Annotated in this window: 14 protein-coding genes, 1 tRNA gene and 1 pseudogene; 7 read left to right on the forward strand and 9 right to left on the reverse strand. The window is 66.3% G+C overall.

Annotation, left to right across the window (positions count from 1 at the left end):
* Nucleotides 1–68 precede the first annotated feature (68 nt).
* The 4 genes from gltB to SMN802W_RS0113660 all read right to left on the reverse strand — a co-directional run bounded on the left by gltB (nt 69) and on the right by SMN802W_RS0113660 (nt 7,970).
* Nucleotides 69–4,595, reverse strand: coding sequence for a glutamate synthase large subunit (gene gltB / locus SMN802W_RS0113645; protein ID WP_019517480.1), 4,527 nt, complete (start codon nt 4,593–4,595; stop codon nt 69–71).
* Nucleotides 4,592–6,031, reverse strand: a complete 1,440-nt coding sequence (locus SMN802W_RS0113650; RefSeq protein WP_019517481.1) for an NAD(P)-dependent oxidoreductase — start codon at nt 6,029–6,031, stop codon at nt 4,592–4,594. Before SMN802W_RS0113650 ends, gltB begins: the two co-directional genes overlap by 4 nt.
* 156 nt (nt 6,032–6,187) lie before the next feature.
* The gene (locus SMN802W_RS0113655) at nt 6,188–6,994 is read right to left on the reverse strand and encodes an undecaprenyl-diphosphate phosphatase (RefSeq protein WP_019517482.1); all 807 of its coding nucleotides are present in this window, start codon (nt 6,992–6,994) and stop codon (nt 6,188–6,190) included.
* A 40-nt stretch (nt 6,995–7,034) separates the two neighbouring features.
* A complete protein-coding gene (locus SMN802W_RS0113660) occupies nt 7,035–7,970 on the reverse strand; it encodes a complex I NDUFA9 subunit family protein (protein ID WP_026326133.1) in 936 nt (311 codons plus the stop codon).
* 200 nt (nt 7,971–8,170) lie between these two features.
* Between SMN802W_RS0113660 and SMN802W_RS0113665 the strand changes: the two genes are divergently transcribed.
* The 5 genes and pseudogenes from SMN802W_RS0113665 to SMN802W_RS0113680 all read left to right on the forward strand — a co-directional run bounded on the left by SMN802W_RS0113665 (nt 8,171) and on the right by SMN802W_RS0113680 (nt 13,179).
* Nucleotides 8,171–8,257 (forward strand) — tRNA-Leu (locus tag SMN802W_RS0113665).
* 249 nt (nt 8,258–8,506) lie between these two features.
* Nucleotides 8,507–8,785 carry an Arm DNA-binding domain-containing protein gene (locus tag SMN802W_RS18005; RefSeq protein WP_238560219.1) on the forward strand — a complete coding sequence of 93 codons (279 nt, stop codon included), beginning with the start codon at nt 8,507–8,509 and terminating at the stop codon, nt 8,783–8,785.
* A 14-nt stretch (nt 8,786–8,799) separates the two neighbouring features.
* Nucleotides 8,800–9,207, forward strand: a pseudogene (locus SMN802W_RS19005) (phage integrase central domain-containing protein); the annotation flags it as partial.
* Nucleotides 9,208–9,267: 60 nt separating this feature from the next.
* Nucleotides 9,268–11,529, forward strand: a complete 2,262-nt coding sequence (locus tag SMN802W_RS0113675) for a TonB-dependent receptor (protein ID WP_156818910.1) — start codon at nt 9,268–9,270, stop codon at nt 11,527–11,529.
* Between the two features lie 66 nt (nt 11,530–11,595).
* Nucleotides 11,596–13,179 carry an AMP-binding protein gene (locus SMN802W_RS0113680; protein ID WP_019517486.1) on the forward strand — a complete coding sequence of 528 codons (1,584 nt, stop codon included), beginning with the start codon at nt 11,596–11,598 and terminating at the stop codon, nt 13,177–13,179.
* 38 nt (nt 13,180–13,217) lie between these two features.
* Here SMN802W_RS0113680 and SMN802W_RS0113685 read toward each other — a convergent pair whose 3' ends face one another.
* Nucleotides 13,218–14,858: a carboxylesterase/lipase family protein gene (locus tag SMN802W_RS0113685; RefSeq protein WP_019517487.1), complete on the reverse strand. Its 1,641-nt coding sequence runs from the start codon at nt 14,856–14,858 to the stop codon at nt 13,218–13,220.
* Nucleotides 14,855–16,210 (reverse strand): MFS transporter, encoded by a 1,356-nt coding sequence (locus tag SMN802W_RS0113690; protein ID WP_019517488.1) that lies wholly within the window; start codon nt 16,208–16,210, stop codon nt 14,855–14,857. Before SMN802W_RS0113690 ends, SMN802W_RS0113685 begins: the two co-directional genes overlap by 4 nt.
* A gap of 194 nt (nt 16,211–16,404) precedes the next feature.
* Here SMN802W_RS0113690 and SMN802W_RS0113695 point away from each other — a divergent pair, with 194 nt between their 5' ends.
* Nucleotides 16,405–17,031: a TetR/AcrR family transcriptional regulator gene (locus tag SMN802W_RS0113695; protein ID WP_156818915.1), complete on the forward strand. Its 627-nt coding sequence runs from the start codon at nt 16,405–16,407 to the stop codon at nt 17,029–17,031.
* 83 nt (nt 17,032–17,114) lie between these two features.
* Nucleotides 17,115–17,987, forward strand: coding sequence for an SDR family NAD(P)-dependent oxidoreductase (locus SMN802W_RS0113700; protein WP_019517490.1), 873 nt, complete (start codon nt 17,115–17,117; stop codon nt 17,985–17,987).
* Nucleotides 17,988–18,299: 312 nt separating this feature from the next.
* Here the strand turns inward: SMN802W_RS0113700 and nagA are convergent, their stop codons facing one another.
* The 3 genes from nagA to SMN802W_RS0113715 are packed head-to-tail and all read right to left on the reverse strand — an operon-like array spanning nt 18,300 to nt 21,198.
* Nucleotides 18,300–19,436: an N-acetylglucosamine-6-phosphate deacetylase gene (nagA, locus tag SMN802W_RS0113705; RefSeq protein ID WP_019517491.1), complete on the reverse strand. Its 1,137-nt coding sequence runs from the start codon at nt 19,434–19,436 to the stop codon at nt 18,300–18,302.
* Nucleotides 19,436–20,461, reverse strand: coding sequence for an SIS domain-containing protein (locus SMN802W_RS0113710; RefSeq protein WP_019517492.1), 1,026 nt, complete (start codon nt 20,459–20,461; stop codon nt 19,436–19,438). Before SMN802W_RS0113710 ends, nagA begins: the two co-directional genes overlap by 1 nt.
* On the reverse strand, nt 20,458–21,198 hold the full coding sequence (locus SMN802W_RS0113715) for a GntR family transcriptional regulator (RefSeq protein WP_019517493.1): 741 nt from the start codon (nt 21,196–21,198) through the stop codon (nt 20,458–20,460). The genes SMN802W_RS0113710 and SMN802W_RS0113715 overlap by 4 nt, the downstream gene beginning before the upstream one ends.
* Nucleotides 21,199–21,342: the final 144 nt, after the last annotated feature.

Below are 21,342 nucleotides of genomic sequence, written 5' to 3' on the forward strand. Positions count from 1 at the left end.
TCGCCCGCGATGGCGGGTTTGCGGTGAATGCGCGTGCGTCACTCGTGTCGAGGACGCACGCGTGCCCCTCATTCGGCCGCGACCAGTTCGACGCTGTCGTCGAGCGGGTGGGGCAGGCGGGTGAGCATCTCCTTCGGCACCACCTGCCAGAAATGCGCGAGCGCCGCGTCCCAGTCCTCGAGCAATCCCTTCGACCAGCGGCTGTCGGTTGCGCGTGCGTGCGCCTCGACCAACGCGCGCAGCTTGTCCGCCCAAGGGTCGGAGGCGAGGCGTTGCCACACGATGCTCTCCGGGTTGGCGTTGCGCGCGAAGCGGCCGCTCGCGTCGTAGACGAACGCCATGCCGCCGGTCATGCCGGCACCGAAGTTCTGGCCGACCTCGCCCAGCACCACCGCAGTGCCGCCGGTCATATACTCGCAGCCGTTCGCGCCGCAGCCCTCGACCACCACGTCGGCGCCCGAGTTGCGCACCGCGAACCGCTCGCCCGCCTGTCCCGCCGCGAGCAAGCGGCCGGCCGTCGCGCCGTAAAGCACGGTGTTGCCGAGGATGGTGTTGTCCTGGCTGGCGAGCGGCGAGGACACCGCGGGGCGAACGACGATCGTGCCGCCCGACAGCCCCTTGCCGACGTAATCGTTGGCGTCGCCGAATACCTCGAGTGTGATGCCCTTGCACAGGAACGCGCCGAGCGATTGCCCGGCCGACCCGCGCAGGCGGACGGTGACGTGACCGTCGGCGAGCTTGCTCATGCCGAAGCGGCGGGTGACCTCGCTCGATAATCGCGTGCCGACCGCGCGGTGCGTGTTGCGCACCGAATAGGTCAGCTGCATCTTCTCGCCGCGCGAGAAGACGGGGGCGGCGTCCTTGATGATCTGCGCGTCGAGGCTGTCGGGCACCTCGTTGCGGAAGGTCGAGAGCGAGAAGCGCCGCTCTGCGTCCGACGCGTCGACCTTGGCGAGGATCGGATTCAGGTCGAGGTCGTCGAGATGCTCCGCGCCGCGGCTGACCTGGCGGAGCAGCTCGGTGCGGCCGATGATTTCGTCCAGGCTGCGGACGCCGAGGCGCGCGAGGATGTCGCGCACTTCCTCGGCGATGAAGGTCATGAGGTTGATGACCTTTTCCGGCGTGCCGACGAACTTCGCACGCAATTTCTCGTCCTGCGTGCACACGCCGACCGGGCAGGTGTTCGAGTGGCACTGCCGAACCATGATGCAGCCCATCGCGACGAGCGACAGCGTGCCGATACCGAACTCCTCCGCGCCCAGGATCGCCGCGATGACGATGTCGCGCCCGGTCTTGAGCCCGCCGTCCGCGCGCAGCTTGATCCGCCCACGCAAACCGTTGAGGGTCAGCACCTGATTGACCTCGGACAGCCCCATTTCCCACGGCGTGCCGGCATATTTGATGCTGGTCTGCGGGGACGCGCCCGTGCCGCCGACGTGGCCGGAGACGAGGATCACGTCGGCGTGCGCCTTCGCGACACCCGCCGCGACGGTGCCGATGCCGGCGGAGGACACGAGCTTGACGCAGACGCGCGCGCGCGGGTTGATCTGCTTCAAATCGTAGATCAGCTGCGCCAGATCCTCGATCGAATAGATGTCGTGGTGCGGCGGCGGCGAGATCAGCGTCACGCCCGGCGTCGAGTGGCGCAGGCGAGCGATGAACTCGGTTACCTTGAAGCCGGGCAGCTGCCCGCCCTCGCCGGGCTTGGCGCCCTGGGCCACCTTGATCTCGATCTCGTCGCAGGCGTTGAGATATTCGGCGGTGACGCCGAAGCGGCCGGACGCGATCTGCTTGATGACCGAGTTGGCGTTGTCGCCGTTCTCGTACGGCTGGTAGCGGATCTTGTCCTCGCCGCCCTCGCCCGACACCGCCTTCGCGCCGATCCGGTTCATCGCGATCGCCAGCGTCTCGTGCGCTTCCGGCGACAGCGCGCCGAGCGACATGCCGGGGGTGACGAAGCGCTTGCGGATCTCGGTGATCGCCTCGACCTGGTCGACCGCGACGCCTTCCGCGGGGAAGTTGAACTGGAACAGGTCGCGCAGGTAGATCGGCGGCAGGTCGGCGACTCCGCGCGAGAATTGCAGGTAGCTCGAATAGCTGTCGGTCGACACCGCGGTCTGGAGCAGGTGCATCAACTGCGCGGAATAGGCATGCGCCTCGCCGGTGTGGCGCTGGCGGTAGAAACCGCCGATCGGCAGAGTCGCAACCGCGGCGTCGAATGCCGCCTCGTGCCGCTCGGTCGCGTTGACGTGGAGCGAGGCGTAACCCTCGCCGCTGATCTTCGCAGGCATGCCGGGGAACAGGTCGTTGACCAGCGCGCGGGAAAGACCCACCGCCTCGAAATTATAACCGCCGCGGTACGAGGAGAGGACCGAGATCCCCATCTTCGACATGATCTTGAGCAGGCCTTCCTCGATCGCCTTCTTGTGACGTGACAGGCAATCCTCGAGCGCGAGGTCGCCGAACAGCCCGCGCGCCTGACGGTCGACGATCGCGGCCTCGGCCAGATACGCGTTCACCGTCGTCGCACCGACGCCGATCAGCACGGCGTAATAATGCGTGTCGAGGCACTCGGCGGTGCGGACGTTCACGCTCGCGTAGGAGCGAAGCCCGCGGCGGACGAGATGGGTGTGGACCGCCGCGGCGGCGAGCACGCCGGGGATCGCGACGCGGTCTGCGCCGATATGCTCGTCGGTCAGGAACAGCTCGCTGCGCCCCTCGCGCACCGCCTGTTCGGCCTGGTTGCGGATGCGCTGGATCGCGGCGCGCAGCCGTTCGGCGCCGCCTCCGGTTTCGAAGGTGCAGTCGATCTCCGCCGCGCTCGCGCCGAAATAGGCTTTCAAGCGGTGCCAGTGCGCGCCGGTTAGCACGGGCGAGTCGAGCACCAGCACGCGCTCGCGCCGATCCTGCGTGTCGAGGATGTTGGCCAGATTGCCGAAGCGCGTCTTGAGCGACATCACGTAGCGCTCACGCAACGAGTCGATCGGCGGGTTGGTGACCTGGCTGAAATTCTGGCGGAAGAACTGGCTGATGAGGCGCGGCTTGTCGGAGATGACGGCGAGCGGCGTGTCGTCGCCCATCGATCCGATCGCTTCCTTGGCAGTCTCGACCATCGGCGACAGGATCAGCTCCATGTCCTCCAGCGTCTGGCCTGCGGCCACCTGCCGCCGCGTCAGCTCGGCGCGGTCGTAGCGCATCGTGCTGTCGAGCGGGGCGGGGGGCAGGTCGTCGATCGTCGAAAATTCGCCGATCATGGCGGCGTAATCGTGCTCGGCGGCGATCTTGTCCTTGATCTCGCGGTCGCGCAGCACGCGGCCTTCAGCCAAGTCGACCGCGATCATCTGCCCCGGACCAAGCCGGCCCTTGGCGATCACCGTGCTCTCGGGCACCACCACCATGCCGGCTTCGGAACCGATGATGAGCAGCCCGTCGGCGGTCTGCGTGTAGCGAAGCGGGCGCAGCGCGTTGCGGTCGACGCCGCCGACCGCCCATTGCCCGTCGGTCATGGCGAGCGCGGCGGGGCCGTCCCACGGCTCCATCACGCTGGCGAGATACTGGTACATCGCGATATGCGCGTCGGGTGTGTCGCCGCCTGACTGCCACGCCTCGGGCACCAGCATCAGCTTGGCGGTGGGGGCGTCGCGGCCGGAACGGCAGATCGCCTCGAACGTCGCGTCCAATGCCGCGGTGTCCGATGCCCCCGCCGGGATCACCGGCTTAATGTCCTCCGAATGCTCGCCGAACGCGATGCTCGCCATGCGGATCTCGTGGCTGAGCATCCAGTTCTTGTTGCCGCGAACGGTGTTGATCTCGCCGTTGTGCGCGAGGCAGCGGAACGGCTGCGCCAGCCACCATTGCGGAAAGGTGTTGGTCGAGTAACGCTGGTGAAAGATCGCGACGCGGCTCTCGAAACGCTGGTCGACGAGGTCGGGGTAGAAGACCGACAGGCTCTCGGCGAGGAACAGCCCCTTGTAGATGATCGAGCGGCACGACAGCGAACAGACGTAGAAGCCCTGGATCTGCGCCGCGATCACGCGCTTCTCGATCCGGCGGCGGACGAGATAAATGTTCTTTTCGAACTCGTCGGCGCTTGCCTCATCGGGGAGCGGCCCCGCGATCATGATCTGCTCGATCTCGGGCCGCGTCAGCTGCGCCTTGGCGCCGATCACCGACACGTCGACCGGCACCTGCCGCCAGCCGTAGATGGTGTAGCCGGCCTCGATCATCTCCGCCTCGACGATCGTGCGGCACGTCTCCTGCGCGCCGAGATCGGTGCGCGGCAGGAATACCATGCCGACCGCGAGCCGGTTGGGCAGCAGCTTGTGCCCCGACGCGGCGACGCAATCGTCGAAGAAGCGCACCGGCAGGTCGACGTGCAGCCCGGCGCCGTCGCCGGTCTTGCCATCGGCATCGACCGCGCCGCGGTGCCAGACCGCCTTCAACGCGTCGATCGCCGACTGCACCACGCGCCGCGACGGCTTGCCATCGGTCGCGGCGACAAGCCCGACACCGCACGCATCGCCCTCGAATTCGGGCCGGTACATGCCGTGGTCGGCAAGGTAGGCGCGCTGGTCGGTCATATACGCGTCGCTCATGCTGCCACCTTCGCGTTCACGGCCTTGGCCTTCAAATACTGGTGCATCGCAGCCGACACGTCGCGGCCGTCGCGGATCGCCCAGACGACCAGGCTCGCGCCGCGCACGATGTCGCCGGCGGCGAACACGCCGTCGAGGCTGGTCATCAGCGTCTTCGCATCGACCAGCACCGTGCCCCAGCGTGTCACGCCCAACTCTGCCGCGCCCCACAGGTGCGGCAGGTCCTCCGCGTCGAAGCCGAGTGCCTTGATGACGAGATCGGCCGGCATGTCCTCGGCGGCGCCCGGATCGATCTCGGGTGAACGCCGGCCGCTCGCATCCGCGCTGCCCAGCCGCATGCGATTGGCGCGGACGTGGGTGACGCGGTCGCCAGCGGCGACGAAGGCGGCGGGCGCGGAGAGCCAGACGAACTCGACGCCTTCTTCCTCCGCGTTCGCCACCTCGCGCTGGCTGCCGGGCATGTTGGCGCGGTCGCGGCGGTAGAGGCACTTCACGCTCTTCGCGCCCTGACGGATCGCGGTGCGGACGCAGTCCATCGCGGTGTCGCCGCCGCCGATCACGACGACGTTCTTGCCCGCCGCGTTGAGGCTGCCGTCCTCGAACGCAGGGACCGTGTCGCCGAAGCTCTTACGGTTGGAGGCGGTCAGGTAATCGAGCGCAGCGACGACACCCGACGCACCGTGCCCGTCGACCTCGATCGCGCGCGCCTTGTACACGCCGGTGGCGATCAGCACCGCGTCGTGACGGCTGCGCAGTTCGTCGAGCGTCGCGTCCTCGCCGACCGCGAAGCCTTCGTGGAAGACGATGCCACCCGCCTTCAACCGGTCGACGCGGCGCGTGACAACGGGTTTTTCGAGCTTGAAGCCCGGGATGCCGTAGGTCAGCAACCCGCCCGCGCGGTCGTGGCGATCGTAGACGTGGACCTCGTAGCCGTGCCCGCGCAGATACTCCGCCGCCGACAGCCCCGCCGGCCCCGCGCCGATCACGCCGACCGACTGGCCGCGCGCGGGTCCGGGGACGAGCGGCTCGACCCAGCCTTCCTCCCACGCCTTGTCGGTCACGAACTTCTCGACCGAGCCGATCGTTACCGCGCCGTGGCCGGTGAACTCGATCACGCAATTGCCTTCGCACAAACGGTCCTGCGGGCAGATGCGGCCGCAGATCTCGGGCATCGTGGAGGTGGCGTTCGACAGCTCATAGGCCTCGCGCAGCCGCCCTTCCGCGGTCAGCCGCAGCCAGTCGGGAATGTGGTTGTGCAGCGGGCAATGCACCGAGCAATAGGGCACACCGCACTGCGAGCAGCGCGCCGACTGATCCTCCGCCGACTGTACCGCATAGCGCTCGGCGATCTCGCGGAAGTCCTCCGCACGCGCGTCTGCCGCGCGTTTCGCAGGATAGGCTTGCGGGCGTTCAACGAAACGAAGCATGTCGGCCATCGGTCAATCTCCGCCGGCCGCAATTTCATATCAAAGTCGCCCTGTCACGCGAAATCAAACAACATACATAACGAGTCGGACCTACAAAGACGCATTTAGCGACAGTCGCGTAGGCCACACAGAAAATCACACCTTCTTTAGGTCCGAATCGGAAGTTTAATGCATCAGCAGGAACAAGGCCGCACCGCCTGCGACAATCCGGTACCATGCAAAAGGCGCGAAGCCGTGCCGCCCGACGATGCCGACGAACCAGCGAACGACCAGAAGCGCCACCACGAACGCGACGACGAAGCCGACTGCGATCGCGCCGAGCCCGGCGCCTTGCCCGGCCATCAACTCGTGATGGTGCCCGGCGAGTTCGACCACGCTCGCGCCGAGCATCGTCGGGATCGCCAGAAAGAAGCTGAACTCGGCCGCGGTGCGCCGCTCCACGCCCAGCGTCAGCGCGCCAAGGATCGTCGCGCCCGACCGGCTGACTCCCGGCACCATCGCCAGACACTGGATGAAGCCGACGCCCAGCGCGGTGCGCGCGGGCACGTCGGCGATGCCGCGCGTCGTGCCGGGTTTCACGACCCGCTCGATCACCAGGATCGCAAGGCCGCCGACGATCAGCGCCACCGCCACGACGCGCGGTTGCAGCAGCAACGCCTCGATCTGCTTCTTGAGCGCCAAACCGATCACCGCCGCAGGAGCAAAGGCGATCAGCAGGTTGCGCACGAAACGGATCGGCCCGGCCTCACGCCGGAACAGGCCGAGCATGACGGTCCAGAACGTCCGCCAGTAGAGCACTACCACCGCCAGGATCGCACCCAACTGGATAACGATGTTGAACAGCCGCCAGTGCGCCTCGTTATAGCCGAGCAGCGCGCTCGCCAGGATCAGGTGGCCGGTGGAGGAGACGGGCAGGAACTCTGTGACCCCCTCGACGATGCCGAGGAGGACGGCGGTGAGCAGGTCGTTCAAGAGGTCGTCTCCGTGAAAGGAGGGGTATGGTCGGGGTTGATCAGCCCTTGGCCGCGTCGCCCAGCAGCGAGAAGCGCCCGGCCTTGCGATAGCGCACCAGCCAGCCCAGCGCGACCGCGTCGAACGGCGTGCGTGCGAGACCCATGGCGGTCAGGCCTTCGCTGCCAGCCGTAACGACCGAGTCGCGCTGGAGCAGTTTCCACTGATCGCCCGTCAGCGGCCCGCCCGGCACGCTCGCGAGCAGCCCGCCGACCGCGTCGGGCAGGGGGAGGAACGTCGGGCTACGCGCGATATGGCTCGCGATACGCTGCTGGATCTCCAGCATCGTCAGCACCTCGGGGCCGCCAAGCTCGAACGTCTCGCCGCCGAAGCGCTGCGGATCACCCAGGCCCGCGACGACCGCGTTTGCGACATCGCCGACATAGACCGGTTGGAACCGCGCGTTGGCGCGCAGCACCGGCACCACCGGCAGCTTCGCGATCATGCCGGCAAAGCGGTTGATGAACTGATCCTCGCGCCCGAACACGGTCGAGGGCCGCAGGATCGTCGCGTTGGCAAAGGCGTCGCGGACCGCGGCTTCCGCCTCGCCCTTGGTACGCGCGTAGTTGGAGGCGCTCTCCGCATCGGCGCCGATTGCGGACACGTGGACCAGCGCGCCGACGCCCAGGCGCGACGCCGCCTCCGCCACCGCGCGTGCGCCGTCGACATGGATGCGTTGCAGGTCACCGGCGAAGCTGCCGACCAGATTGACGACGCCGTCGGCATGCTCGACCGCCCTCGCGATCGTGTCGGGCCGCGTCACGTCGGCAGCGACAAATTGTGTCTGCCCCAGGCCGCCCAGCGGTTTCAGGAAGAATGCCCGACGCGGATCGCGCTGCGCGATGCGGACGCGCGCGCCCGCCTGCAACAACGCTTGCGCGACATAGCGTCCGAGGAAGCCGCCGCCGCCGATCAGCGTCACGAGCTTGTTGTTCATGCCGGTCATCAGCGGAGGGGTCATCAACGAAGGTTCCTGGAAAGCCGCGCCCGCTTTAGCCGCGCGCACCGCGCAATAACAAGGCTGCGCTCTCCATGGGTGCAGCCGCCGCGTTTTTCTGTGTGCACGGGCGTTGACAAGGTTCCCCGCGCTCCACTAGAGGCGCCGGCCTACCCGGAAGCGTTCGCGCTTTCACCCGTGCCCAGATGGCGGAATTGGTAGACGCACCAGCTTCAGGTGCTGGCGATCGCAAGGTCGTGGAGGTTCGAGTCCTCTTCTGGGCACCATTTTCCTGTTTGCGGTGATCCGCCGACGGTTGGAAGAAACCAAGGAAATCTGCGAGAAAGCGGCACGAACCGGTCGCCGCCGTTCGCCTTTGTTCGCCCCCAATCAGGCAGCTTTGGGGGTTATGCTGGGGGCCACACCGAACGAGCTTCAGGAGTAGCCCCCCAGATACCTCTGAGTGACGTTGCAATCCGGGCTGCCAAGCCGGCGCAAAGCCCATTAAGCTTTCTGACGAGCGAGAGCTGTTCCTTCTGGTCCAGCCGTCGGGCGGCAAGCTATGGCGCTTAAAGTACCGGATCGCCGGCAAGGAAAAGAAGCTTTCCCTCGGCCGCTATCCAGACGTGGTGTTGAAGGAGGCACGTGAGCGTGCTGCGGATGCCCGCAAGCTGATCGCCAGTGGCATTGATCCGTCCGAGAAGAAGCAATTTGATCGGCTTGGGGCGACGCTGAACGCGGCGAACACGTTCGGAATCGTCGGGGAAGAGCATATTGCCAAGTCGGAGCGGAGGGGCGAGCCCCCGTCGCAGTAGGAAAGGCGCGCTGGCTCCTGTCGCTGCTGGAGCCGACTCTGGGTGACCGGCCGGTAAATGAGATCACCCCAGCAGCGCTGCTGGCGGCGCTGAAGAAGGTGGAGGCTTGCGGACACCTGGAGATCGCTCGGCTCATGCGATCCTTAGCCAGCCAGGTGTTTCGGTATGCGGCCGCCACCGCTCGCGCCTCTGCTGATCCAGCCGGCGCTTTAAAGAGCGCCCTCGTCGCGCCGATCGGCCGCGTCTTACCTTGTCGGTCAGTGCCCGATCGGTTCGCAACTATCACTTGGCTACCGCCATGTCGGTTCCTTGGCAGACACGAAACCGAGAGAGGTACACCGCAGGTGAACATGGGCAACGCCACGCGATCGTCTCAGCTTGATATTCACTCACGAGTGAGTTCTTACTTGCTTTGCATATGATGATTGGTCAGGATGCGAGGCTAGGGCGTCGATAAGCGCCGACATGACAGGGAGCGGATGATGAGGGCACTGGCACCTTTTGGCGCGTCGTTGATGGCACTCGCTTGGTCGGGCGCGGCGGTTGCGCAAACCCTGGAGACGGGTCAGGCCGCCGCCCCGGCGGCACAGCAGCCAGCCACGACCGGGCGCACCGGCACCGCAGACGATCAGGACGCAGCGATGGGGGACGACATCGTCGTCACCGCTCAGCGCCGCGCGGAGAACCTGATGCAGACATCGGTGGCTGCCTCGGTCCTCTCGGGCACCGATCTCGCCAACAAGGGCGTGCTGAACGTCGATGCGCTGCAGTTCGCGACCCCCAGCGTGGTCGTCAACAATTTCGGCCAGGGCAACAATTTCAACGTGCGCGGCATCGGCAAGGCCGAGGGCAACACGCAGACGACGACGGGGGTCATCACCTACCGCGACGGCGTGCCCTCGTTCCCGGGCTATTTCCAACAGGAGCCGTATTTCGACGTCGCCAACATCCAGGTGCTGCGCGGGCCGCAGGGCACGATCGTCGGGCAGAACGCGACGGGTGGTGCGGTGTTCGTCAACACCAACGATCCGATCATCGGCGGCAAGGTGACGGGCTACGTTCAGGGACAGGTCGGCAATTACGCCGATGTCGGATTTCAGGGCGCAATCAACCTGCCGGTCAGCGACACGCTGGCGGTGCGCGTTGCGCTGTTCGGCGAGCGCCGTGACGGTTTCTACAATATCACCGGACCGGCACGGAAGGACGCCAACAACGATCTGCGCATGGCGGCGGGACGCGTCAGCATCCTGTGGAAGCCGGTGGAAGGACTGTCGATCCTGTCGAAGACCGACGTGGATTACCTCGACATGGGTGCCTATCCGGCGAGCCCGTACCTCAACAACTTTCGCGTCTTCCCCGGCACCAGCACGCCCAACCCGAACTACCGCGACCTGTTCGACATCTCCGCCAACTCGCCGCAGGAAGCCCGCGACAAGTTCATCCGCTCGATCCTGAAGATCGATTACGAGTTCGACGGCGGGCTCAAGCTGCGTTCGGTGTCGGGCATTCAGAACGGCAACACGCGCTACCGCGCCGATCTCGACGGCACCGCGACGGGCAATCTGACCTTCTTCGACAACGTGACCGAGACGCAGTTCACGCAGGAGTTCAACGTCATCTCGCCGGACAACCGGCGGTTGACCTATATCGTCGGCGCGTTCGGCGTGTGGAACACGTACTTCTTCCTGCCGCCGTTCCAGTTCACCACCGGCGCACCCGCAGGCAATCCGGCGACCGAATACCGGCTCGACGGCCGCAACCCGACGCGCTCGCTCGCCGCGTTCGCGCAGGTCGGGTTCGAGATCACGCCCAATCTGAAGCTGGAGGCGGGCGGCCGCTACACCGACAGCAAGTCGACCAACTACGTCGACGTGCGGCAATACGGCGTTCCGCTGCGTTCATCGCAGGAAACGTCGTCGAACGATTTCTCCTACAAGGTGTCGCTTGGCTGGAAGGTCAATCCGAACCATTACCTCTACGGCTTCGTCGCGACCGGTTTCCGCCCCGGCGGGCTGAACGTGCCGGTGGGCCTCGGCAACCCGGCACCGTTTGAGCCCGAGAAGGTGACGTCGTACGAAGCGGGATGGAAGGCGACGCTGCTGGACGGGAAGCTGCGTACGACGCTGACGGGTTTCTACAATGACTATAAAAATTTTCAGGTCACGATCGGCTATCCCGATTTCCCGACGTTCGGGATCGAGCTGAACGTGCGTGACAAGACGAAGATCTATGGCGCGGAGGCCGAGGCCGAGTTGCGGCTGGGCCGCTTCTCGCTCAACGCGGGCGGAAACGTGCTCCACAGCAGCGTCGGTCGCTTCTTCGCGGTCGACCCACGCGTGCCGCCGGTCGGCACCGCGATCCTGCCGTGCAATCCGCAGACCGGCCCGGCGCGCGCGTCGTGCGTCGACCTGAAGGGACGCGAGCAGACCTACGCGCCCAATTTCACCTTCAACGCAGGCGCCGAATACCGCTTGCCCGTGGGCGACGACACGATCGTGCCGCGCGTCAACTACGGTCACGTCGCGCCGCAATGGGCGACGCTGTTCGAGAACAATGCGCTGGGCGATCGGCTGGAGGCGCGCAACATCGTCAACGCGCAGCTGGCGTGGGAGCACGGCTCGTTCATCGTCACTGCCTACGCCACCAACCTGTTCGACCAGCATTATCCCGGCGCGCTCAACAGCCGCCTCTATTTCGCGGGGCCGCCGCAGCAATACGGTGTGAAGCTGTTCAAGTCGTTCTGACGCAGTCCGATCCCCGCCGTCCAGCCTTCCACGCCGCCCAGCCTTCCACCCTATCGGACACAACAGATGCAGCATTATCGGCTGACCGTGGACAAGTTCCTCGATCACGCGGCCAAGTGGCACGGCGACCGCGAGGTAGTGGAGGCGCGGGCGGACGGCGCGACGCGGCGGACGCGCTACGCCGACCTGCGCGCGCGCAGCAACCTGATGTCGGGCGCGTTGCTGGCACTTGGAATGGAGCCGGGCGACCGGGTCGGCACGATCGCGTGGAACACGATCCACCATCTCGAGCTCTACTACGCCGCAATGGGGGCGGGGCTGGTGTGCCACACGCTCAACCCGCGGCTGTCCGCCGATCACCTTTCCGCGATCATCGATGAAGCCGAGGACAAGGTGATCGCGGTCGCCGCCGACCTGCTGCCGCTGGTCGCACCGGCGCTGGCACGCTGTCGCACGGTGCGCCAAGTGATCGTGCTCGACGACGAGGGCGTGCCCGTCGACCTGCCGGTGCCCGTTGCAGGGTACGAGGACCTGCTCGCGCGCGACGGTGCGCCCGCGGAATGGGGCGCGTTCGACGAGGAGAGTGCGGCCGGGCTGTGCTACACCTCGGGAACGACGGGGAAGCCAAAGGGAGTCACTTACACCCACCGATCGAACTACCTTCACACGCTGCGCGCGTTGCAGGCCGACGCGGTCGCGCTGACCGCGCGCGAGACGCTGCTGCTCGCAGTGCCGATGTTCCACGCCAACGGCTGGGGTCTGCCGTTCGCCGCACCCGCGGTCGGCGCGAAGCTGGTGCTGCCCGGCCGCACGCTCGACGGTGCGCGCCTTGCGCGGCTGATGCGCGACGAGGGCGTGACGCTGGCGGTGGGGGTGCAGACGGTGTGGCTCGGCGTCGCCGACCATCTGGAGCGCGGCGGAGAGACGCTGCCCGACCTCGCCCGCGTAGTGATCGGCGGTTCGGCCTGCCCAGACGCGCTGCTGGAGCGACTGGGCGAGCGGTTCGGCGCCGAGATCCAGACGAGCTGGGGCATGACCGAATTATCGCCGATCGGTGCGATCGCGCCGCCGGGCGTGCCGAGCACGGGCGCGGGCCGTGCGCCGTTGGGGCTGGACCTGAAACTGGTCGACGGCGACGGTGCGACGCTTCCCGAGCAGCGCGGGGTCGAAGGGCGGTTGATGGTCAGGGGGCACAGCGTCGTCGAGCGCTATTTCGGCGGCGAGGAAAGCGTGCTCGACGCCGAAGGGTATTTCGACACCGGCGATCTGGCGACGATCGACGCGGACGGCGATCTGACGATCAACGGCCGTGCCAAGGATCTGATCAAGTCGGGCGGCGAGTGGATCAATCCATCGGAGATCGAGGCGATCGTCGGCGCGCATCCGAGCGTCCGCCACGTCGCGGTGGTGGCGCGCGAGGACGTGAAATGGGGCGAGCGCCCGGTGCTGGTCGTCGATGTCGACGCAGCAGAGGCCGGCGATGCGCGCGGGCTGATCGACCTGCTACGCGGGCGCGTGCCCGACTGGTGGCTGCCCGATCAGGTCGCCGCGGTCGATGCGATGCCGCTCGCCGCGTCGGGCAAGATCGACAAGGTGCGGCTGCGCGACGATCTGGCGAACGGACGCATCAGCGCGGCGGCGGCGCGCTGACCCGACGAACGTAGCCCATAGCGCAGGGCCGCGCCGCGTCAGCCGCAGCCTTCCGTCTTGGCCGGCAAGGTCGGCGCGGCGAGGCCGACGTTCCAGTTCCACGCCTGCTTGCCGCTCGTGCGCCGGCGGCACATCACGGTCTCGTTCAGCTCGAACATGCCCGGCATCAGCGCGGTCTCGACACGCGGCGCATCGGTGATGTGCAGGAACGCGCGATCCTGCCCGAAGGCGGGCCACGCCGGTGCGCCCTGGCTCACCGGCACGCCCGTCGTGGCAAAGCTCGCCCAATAATCGGTCATCGTGTTCGACAGCGCGTGCTCCGCGGGCGTGTCGGGCATCGCGGGCCAGTTCGGTCCGGCGGGCTTCACCGTGCCGAACACATAGGGCAGTTCGCTGGCGTGAAAGGCGTGCAGGTCGGCCGCATCCATCGCGGGATAACTGTGATCGAACAGGTAGAGATAGGCGCGCTGGCCGAGCGCCTGCTGCTTGCGCGCGAGGCGCTCGGCGGTCCAGCCGTAGAGCGCGTCGCGTGGTGCTTTGAGGATGCTTTCCTTGTAATCCGCCGCCGGGTAGAGCCGGAGGAACGCGTCGGCCATGTCGCCGTAGCGCGCGCGGATCGTCTTTTCATAGTCCGCCGCCGACGCAGGCGCCTTCGCCGCCAGCATGCGCAGCGAGCGTATCTCACCTTGGTTGAAGCCGGTCAGGATCGGCACCGCGGCCTGCTTGCCCGCGTCGAACGTCGTCGTCATCTGCGCCGGCATCACGTCGCCGTCGACTGTTGCGATCGGAAAGAAGCCGAGCGCGGCGGCACGGTCGGTCAGTTCCTGCGCGCTCATCGCGCGCAGGCCGGCGAGGTCGGGCGCCTGCACGCCTGCCTGCAACATCTGCCCCATCGCCTCGCCCGAGGGCATGCCGTAGGCAGCGCGGCGCAGTTCGGGCAGCGAGATCATGTACGCGCTCTCCGCCACTGCCTTGTTGAACAATCCGCGCGCGGTTGGCGACGCCATCAGGAACATGACGCTGAGCGCACCGGCCGACTCGCCCGCGATCGTGACGTTGTCCGCATCGCCACCGAACGCCGTGATGTTGCGCCTGACCCATTGAAGCGCCGCGATCTGGTCGAGCAGGCCGTAATTGCCCGACACGTGTTGCCCGCTCTCGCGGCTGAGCGAGGGATGCGCCATCCAGCCGAGCGCGCCGAGCCGGTAGTTGATCGACACCACGATCACCCCGCGCTTCGCCAGCGCGCTGCCGTCGTAGGTGACCTCGCGGCTCGACCCCGCGACCAGCGAGCCGCCGTGTATCCACACGAACACCGGTGTCTTGTCGGCATTCTTCGGCGTCCACACGTTGAGCGACAGGCAGTCCTCGCTGGTCGGCAGCGGCACGGGCGGCGAGTAGACGTTGGGTGCCTTGGGCGTCGGCTGGATGCACGCTGGGCCGAAATCGGTGGCGGCGCGCACCGCCGTCCACGCGGGCGCGGGAACGGGTGGTTTCCAGCGCAGCGTGCCGATCGGCGCCTGCGCGTAGGGAATACCCTTAAACACGCGGATGTCGCCATTAAGCGCTCCCGCGACCGGACCCGCGGGCGCACGCACCAGCGGCGCGGACTGCTGAGCGGCGGCAGCAGGCGCGGCGAGCAGCGCACCAGCGGCGAGGAACAGGCGGCGATAGCTCATGCGGTGACACTCCGAACGGTGCCGCGCAACCGACGCGCGAGCGCGAGAAAGATGACGACGGCGAGGACATAGAAGGGCGCGAGCGAGTAGAGCGCCAGTTGCAACGCATGCGCGTGCCCGCCCGCGGCAAGCCGATCGCTCGCCCAGCCGACATAGGTCGGGCCGAGGCCCAGCCCGATGAAGTTCATGACCAGGAGCAGCAGCGCGCCCGACATGACGCGCTCGTCGGGGCGGACCTCTTCCTGCACCAGCGCTACCGAGCAGGAGAGATAGAAATAGTTGAACAGCATCACGATCGTCAGCAGTGCTAGCGCGAGCGGCCAGCCCGGTGCCCACACGAATGCGACGTAGAACGGGAGCGCAACCGCGAGCGAGACCGCCGGCGCAAGCGCGTAGACCGTGCGCGAGCGCGCGACGAAGCGGTCGATCACGCGTCCCGACACCAGCATCCCGCCGCCCATGCCGATCACCACGACGAGCGCGTACCAGACCGCGACGTCGGTCAGCAGCATGCCTTTCTCGCGCATCAGGAACAGCACCGCGAAATTGCCGAGGCCATAGGTGACGAACTGCGTCGCTCCGCTGCCGAGTGCGGCGAGCATCAGTGTGCGATGCGTGAAGAACATCCGCATCGTGCCGAGGAACGGCGCCTTTCCCACTCCCGCCGCGGCATTGCCGTGGTCCATGCCGCCGCGCACCGGATCGCGCAGCACCAGCTTGACCGCGAGCGCAGTGACGATGCCGACCACGCCGATCGAGACGAAGGCGTCGCGCCAGTCGAACAGCGTCGCGATTGTCGCACCGAACGCGATCCCGATCGCCGCGCCGATCGCCGGACCCAGGTTGAAGATCGCGAGCGCGGTGCCGCGTTGGCGCGGCGGATAGCTGTCGGTGATCAGCGCGTAGGAGGGCGGCACGCCGCCCGCCTCGCCGAAGCCGACCAGCATGCGCGCGCCGACCAGCTGCGCGTAATTGCCGGCGACGCCGCACCCGATCGTCGCCACGCTCCAGATCCCGCAGGCGAGCGAGACGATCGAGACACGGTTGGTGCGATCGGCGAGCCAGCCGACGGGGATCGCGATAAAGCAATAGAACATCGCGAAATACAGCCCACCGATCAGCCCGAGCTGCCCGTCGCTGACGTGCAGCGTATCCTGGATCGGCTTGGCCAGAATGCCGAGCAGTTGGCGGTCGAGGAAGTTGATCACGTAGACGAAGGTCAGCAGCGCCAGCATCACGCGCGGGTGGCGCGGCAATCCCGCGGTCTCGCGTGCGCCAATCGGGGCATCGGCACGCACACCGGCGACAGCGCCGCCCGGCAATGCGGCATTGATCGAGCTGCTCACGCGCATGCTCTCCTCTCCTGTTCTTGGACGCAGCATGCGCGTGATCGGGGACCTGTGTCAACAAACGCTATCGTGTGTGTGAATGTTGCTGTGCGCAGCTGATCGCTTGACGCTCGCGCGTGGTGGTTGGCACAGTCGCGCGCGTGACCATCGCACCCACACCCAAGCGCCGTTCCAAGAAGGCAGAACAGCGCGCCGAGATGACCGAGCAGATTCTCGATGTGGCGGAAGAGCTGTTCTCGCGCCACGGTCTGCACGGCGTGACGTTGAAGGACGTGGCCAAGCGGGTGGGCGTCCACCACACGCTGCTCAACTACTATTTCACCGACAAGAAGGCGCTGTTCGACGCGGTCTTCGCGCGGCGCGCGGTGGTGACGAGCGAGACGCGGATGCGCGCGCTCGACGAATATGAGGCGGCGTGCGACGGTTCACCGACGATCGAGGGCGCGCTGCACGCCTTTCTCGACACCGACCTCGACCTCTACATCGATGGTGGCGAGGGGTGGAAGAACTACGCCGCGCTAGGTGCGCAGGTCGCCAATACGCCCGAATGGGGGGCGGAGTTGATGGACGAGTATTTCGATCCCGTCGTGCTGCGGCTGATCGGCTTGCTCGAACGTGCGCTGCCCGACTGTCCGCGCGAGGACATCCTGTGGGGCTACCATTTCGTCACTGGCTCGCTGATGCTGACGCTCGCGCGGACGGGCCGCATTGATAAATTGTCGGATGGGCTGTGCCGCTCCGACGACTTCCTTGCGGTCAAGCAGCGCATGGCGACCTTCATGGCCGCGGGCTTTCGCGCGGTTTGCGCATCGCACATGAAGTGAACTCTGCACTTATACACTCACTATCTTGATAGCCAATAAAGCTGCTGTTAGCTTTGTGCGCTTGGACGGCGTGGGAGGACGGCATGGCGAAGTTGGATGGTCGTGTGGCGATCGTGACCGGAGCAGGTGGCGGGCTTGGGCGTGCACATGCGCTGTATCTCGCTCGCCAAGGTGCGAAGGTGGTGGTCAACGACCTCGCGGCGGATGCGGCTCGATCGGTGGTGGACGAGATCAAGCTCGCTGGTGGCGACGCGCTCGCCGTCTTCACCTCGGTGACCGACGAGGCCGGCGTGGCGGCGATGGTTGCCACGACGCTCGAGCGTTGGGGTCGCGTTGACATCCTCGTCAACAATGCCGGCATCCTGCGCGACAAGAGCTTCGCGAAGATGTCGATCGCCGACTTCCGCCTGGTGGTCGACGTTCATCTGATCGGCGCGGCGATCTGCACCAAGGCGGTGTGGGAGGCGATGCGCGCGCAGCGCCACGGACGGATTGTCATGACGACCTCCTCGTCGGGATTGTACGGCAATTTCGGCCAGGCGAACTACGGCGCGGCGAAGATGGCGCTCGTGGGGCTGGCCCAGACCTTGGCGATCGAGGGCGAGAAATACGGTATTCGCGTCAACTGCCTCGCGCCCACCGCGGCGACCGGTATGACGCACGACGTGTTGCCGGAAGAGAGCCTGCGGCTGCTCGCGCCCGAACTGGTCAGCCCGGGCCTGCTCGCGCTCGTGTCCGATGAGGCGCCCAGCCGAGCTATCCTGTGCGCGGGTGCCGGGCACTTCGCCACCGCGTACGTGACCCTCACGGAAGGCGTCCATGCAGGTGCAGGTGACGTTGCGGGCGAGACGTTGCAGCGCGAGTGGTCGCGCGCGTCGTCGCGTGAAGGTGAGATCGTGCCCGTTTACGGCTTCACGCAGGCCGAGCGCGAGGTGGCCGCGGCTACACGGACCTGAGTGTAGGAGCATCACAAACACTGATGATTAGGAAAAAGAAAACCGGCTTGCGACTGAAATGCTAGGCTTGGTCGCGATCAAGCGCTTGCCCGATCGAAGCAAAGGCATGCTCACCTGAGCGAGCATGAGCGTCACGCGAGGGTTTGGGTGGATAGCAGAACGTCCGCGTTCGGACAGCAAACGGAGTAAACGAACGTTCGTTCAGTTGAAGGGGCTTGCACCCCGGGCAGGGAGAGTTCTCGATCGCTTACTCATCTCAGCGGCTATTGATCGGGTCCGGCGCGGGTGCAGAGGCTGAAGTCGGTTACCGTTTCACATCATCGTAGCGCCATCGATCCAGCTTGCGATTAAGGTCCCATCGTCCTTAACAGCTACCAAGCTAGCGCGCGAGCCGACGGCTATATGCCCGAGTTCGTCCGACAAGCCGAGGAAGGTTGCGACGTTGGCGCTGGCCATAGCGAAGGCATCAGCCGGAGACACGCCGAGCAGATCGATTGTGTTCTTGACGGCGCGCATCATGTTCAATTCCGCGCCGGCCAAGGTGCCGCTGGCGTTTACCAAGCGCTCGCCATCCACGCGTACGATCTCGCCGTTCAACTGAAACTCGGACCGTGTTCCGCCGGTGGGTGGCATGGCATCAGTGACCAGCATGAAACGATCGAGCGGCTTGCATTTGAGCGCCAGGCGCAGCGTCACCGGGCTGACGTGATGACCATCGACGATCACCCCGCACCAGACCCGCGGGTCAACAAGCGCGGCGCCAACTGCTCCTGGCTCACGATTGCCGAGTTGCGACATGGCGTTGAACAGGTGTGTGAAGCCGGTCAGGCCGGCATCGATCGCCGCGGTGATCGCATCAAAGCTACCCGCGGTGTGGCCGGCCGATACCAGAACGCCTGCTGCCGCGAGCCGCGCGACCATCGCCGGTCCGGTCACTTCGGGCGCTAGCGTCACCAAGGTGCGCCCGCGTTTCAACGAGGCGAGGACCGCGTATCCGTCTTCATCGATCGCGCGGATCTTTCCCGCGGCATGAATGCCCTTGCGTTCGACGTTGATGAACGGCCCTTCGATATGGATGCCGAGTACACCCGGAACTCCTTGCGCGATCGCGTCGTCAACGGCCGCGATGCCGGCACGCACGACGTCCAGATCGTCGCTGATGAGTGTGGGCAGAAACCCCGTTGTCCCGAACGATGCGTGAGCGGCACCGATCCGTCTGATTGTCTCCACGCTGGGATCGTCGTTGAACAGCGCATCGCCGCCACCGTTGACCTGCGTGTCGATGAAGCCGGGCACCAGTCGTGCGCCGGCGAGGTCGCGTCGTGACGCGGCGGCAGGAACGTCGTCGGCGGCGACCACGCCGACGATGTGCCTTCCCTCGATCACGACCGACACGTCAGTCCGGAAGGCGCCGTCCAGCAGCACGCGTGCATTGTCGAGCGCCAGCATCAAACGGTCTCGGTCACTTTCCTGAGCAGCGGTGGTGTATCGGGATCGAACCCGCGAGCGAGCGATAGCCGGTTTGCCGCACGATAGAAGGCCTGAACCGCCAGAATCGGTGCAACCAACGGCGTCGCGCGTGGAAGCGGCAGCCGGATCGCGCCTGGTGCCACATCATGATCGCTTGCGACCAGCACCGTGGCGCCGCTTGCAAGCGCGTCGACAATCAGGTCATCGGTCGCGGCCGCCGACTCGTCCTGCTGCCGCAGCACGATCAGCGGAAGATCGGGTCCGATCAACGCCATCGGGCCATGGCGGACTTCCGCCGCGCTGAAGGCCTCCGCGTGGAGTCCGCAGGTTTCCTTGAGCTTCAGCGCTAACTCCTGCGCCGCACCGAAGCCCGGCCCGCGCCCGATCACGTACAGTCCACGGGCATGTTGCAGCGCCTCGACCAGCGGCGACCAGTCGCTTGTCCAGGCCTGTGCGAGGAGATCCGGCAGCGCGGCAGCGTCGTCGGCCAAGTCCGCCGCGCCGCTCCATGCCGCCATTAGGGAAAGACTGGCGGCGAGCGTCGCGATGAACGACTTGGTCGCCGCCACGCTGGTTTCCGCGCCGGCATGGAGCGGCAGGACGGTGTCGACCATCTCTGCCAATGGCGAGTCGATTGTGTTGACCAGCGCCAGCGTGCGTGCACCCATATGCTTGGCCCGTTCCATCGTCGCCAGCAGATCCGGGCTCTTCCCCGATTGCGACACGCCGATGGCGAGGAGCGTTTCCGCCATCACATCCGCGCGGTAGATCGACGCCACGGACGGCGCGGCACTGGCGACCAGCACGCCAACCCGGGTTTCGATCAGATGCTTGAGATAGGTTGCCGCATGATCGGAGCTGCCGCGCGCCGCAGTCATCGCCACATGGGGCGGCATCGTCCTTAGATCGTCCGCCAACCGCGCCAACACGTCATGGTTCGCCGCCTGCTGGTGTGCGACGACCGCGGATGATTGCGCCGCTTCCGCAAACATCCGGGTGGTCATCGCGTACTAAGCTCCGCCACGAAGTCGTACGCATCGCCGCGATACCAGCTATGCGTCGCCTCCACCGCGCGTCCATCTTCCAGGAAGCCGCGGCGTTCGATGAACAATCCCGGCGCGCCGGCCTCGATGCCGATCAGTTCGGCCTGGTCCGCGGTGAATGACACCGCACGCAGCCGCTGCAATGCGCGGGTGGGGCGATTTCCCGTCTGCTCAAGTGCGGCGTAAAGCGAATCCCCGACGGCCTTCAGACCATCGATCGCGAAGGCGGGAATTGTGCTGTGCTCGATCGCCATGGGCAGCTCGTCGGCAAAACGGATGCGACGAAAGCGCAGCACCGGGGCGCCCGGCCCCAGGCCCAACATCATCGATTCGTCCGGCGTGACGCTGCCTTCGGCACGCATCAGCCATTCGCTGCTCACTTGGCGCCCACGCGCTGCCATATCCTCGGTGAAGGAGGACAATTTGGCGAACTGCTTCTCCACGCGGCCCGCAACAAACGTGCCCGCTCCGTGCCTACGAACCAGAAGACCATCGGCGACCAGCGAGTCCAGCGCCTTGCGCACGGTGATACGTGATACTGAAAAATCGATCGCCAAGTCGCGTTCCGCCGGCAACGCCTCCTCCGGCTTGACCAATCCTTGCTCGATCGCGGAGCGAAGGCCGCGTGCAAGCCGCTGGTACAGTGAGCCACGACCGCCAGTGTCGATTGCTCCAATATGCGTGGCGAGATCGGCCATCCTTCCTCCTTGCGAGTGCAACATAACCAATCCAATACCACATACAACAGAAAATACGTCAGAGCGCTCACATCCGCGCAATAAAGCGACTTGACTCACCCTTGTTTGCGCAAGATGGTATGTTCATTGGTATGCAGATGGTCC

Source organism: Sphingomonas sp. Mn802worker (assembly GCF_000382485.1).
GTDB lineage: Bacteria > Pseudomonadota > Alphaproteobacteria > Sphingomonadales > Sphingomonadaceae > Sphingomonas.

Excerpts from the sequence above, each read along its gene's own strand:
- gltB (WP_019517480.1), bottom strand. The coding sequence starts at position 4,595 with ATGAGCGACGCGTATATGACCGACCAGCGCGCCTACCTTGCCGACCAC.
- SMN802W_RS0113650 (WP_019517481.1), bottom strand. The coding sequence starts at position 6,031 with ATGGCCGACATGCTTCGTTTCGTTGAACGCCCGCAAGCCTATCCTGCG.
- SMN802W_RS0113660 (WP_026326133.1), bottom strand. The coding sequence starts at position 7,970 with ATGAACAACAAGCTCGTGACGCTGATCGGCGGCGGCGGCTTCCTCGGA.
- SMN802W_RS0113675 (WP_156818910.1), top strand. The coding sequence starts at position 9,268 with ATGAGGGCACTGGCACCTTTTGGCGCGTCGTTGATGGCACTCGCTTGG.
- SMN802W_RS0113680 (WP_019517486.1), top strand. The coding sequence starts at position 11,596 with ATGCAGCATTATCGGCTGACCGTGGACAAGTTCCTCGATCACGCGGCC.
- SMN802W_RS0113685 (WP_019517487.1), bottom strand. The coding sequence starts at position 14,858 with ATGAGCTATCGCCGCCTGTTCCTCGCCGCTGGTGCGCTGCTCGCCGCG.
- SMN802W_RS0113690 (WP_019517488.1), bottom strand. The coding sequence starts at position 16,210 with ATGCGCGTGAGCAGCTCGATCAATGCCGCATTGCCGGGCGGCGCTGTC.
- SMN802W_RS0113695 (WP_156818915.1), top strand. The coding sequence starts at position 16,405 with ATGACCGAGCAGATTCTCGATGTGGCGGAAGAGCTGTTCTCGCGCCAC.
- SMN802W_RS0113700 (WP_019517490.1), top strand. The coding sequence starts at position 17,115 with ATGGCGAAGTTGGATGGTCGTGTGGCGATCGTGACCGGAGCAGGTGGC.
- nagA (WP_019517491.1), bottom strand. The coding sequence starts at position 19,436 with ATGCTGGCGCTCGACAATGCACGCGTGCTGCTGGACGGCGCCTTCCGG.
- SMN802W_RS0113710 (WP_019517492.1), bottom strand. The coding sequence starts at position 20,461 with ATGACCACCCGGATGTTTGCGGAAGCGGCGCAATCATCCGCGGTCGTC.
- SMN802W_RS0113715 (WP_019517493.1), bottom strand. The coding sequence starts at position 21,198 with ATGGCCGATCTCGCCACGCATATTGGAGCAATCGACACTGGCGGTCGT.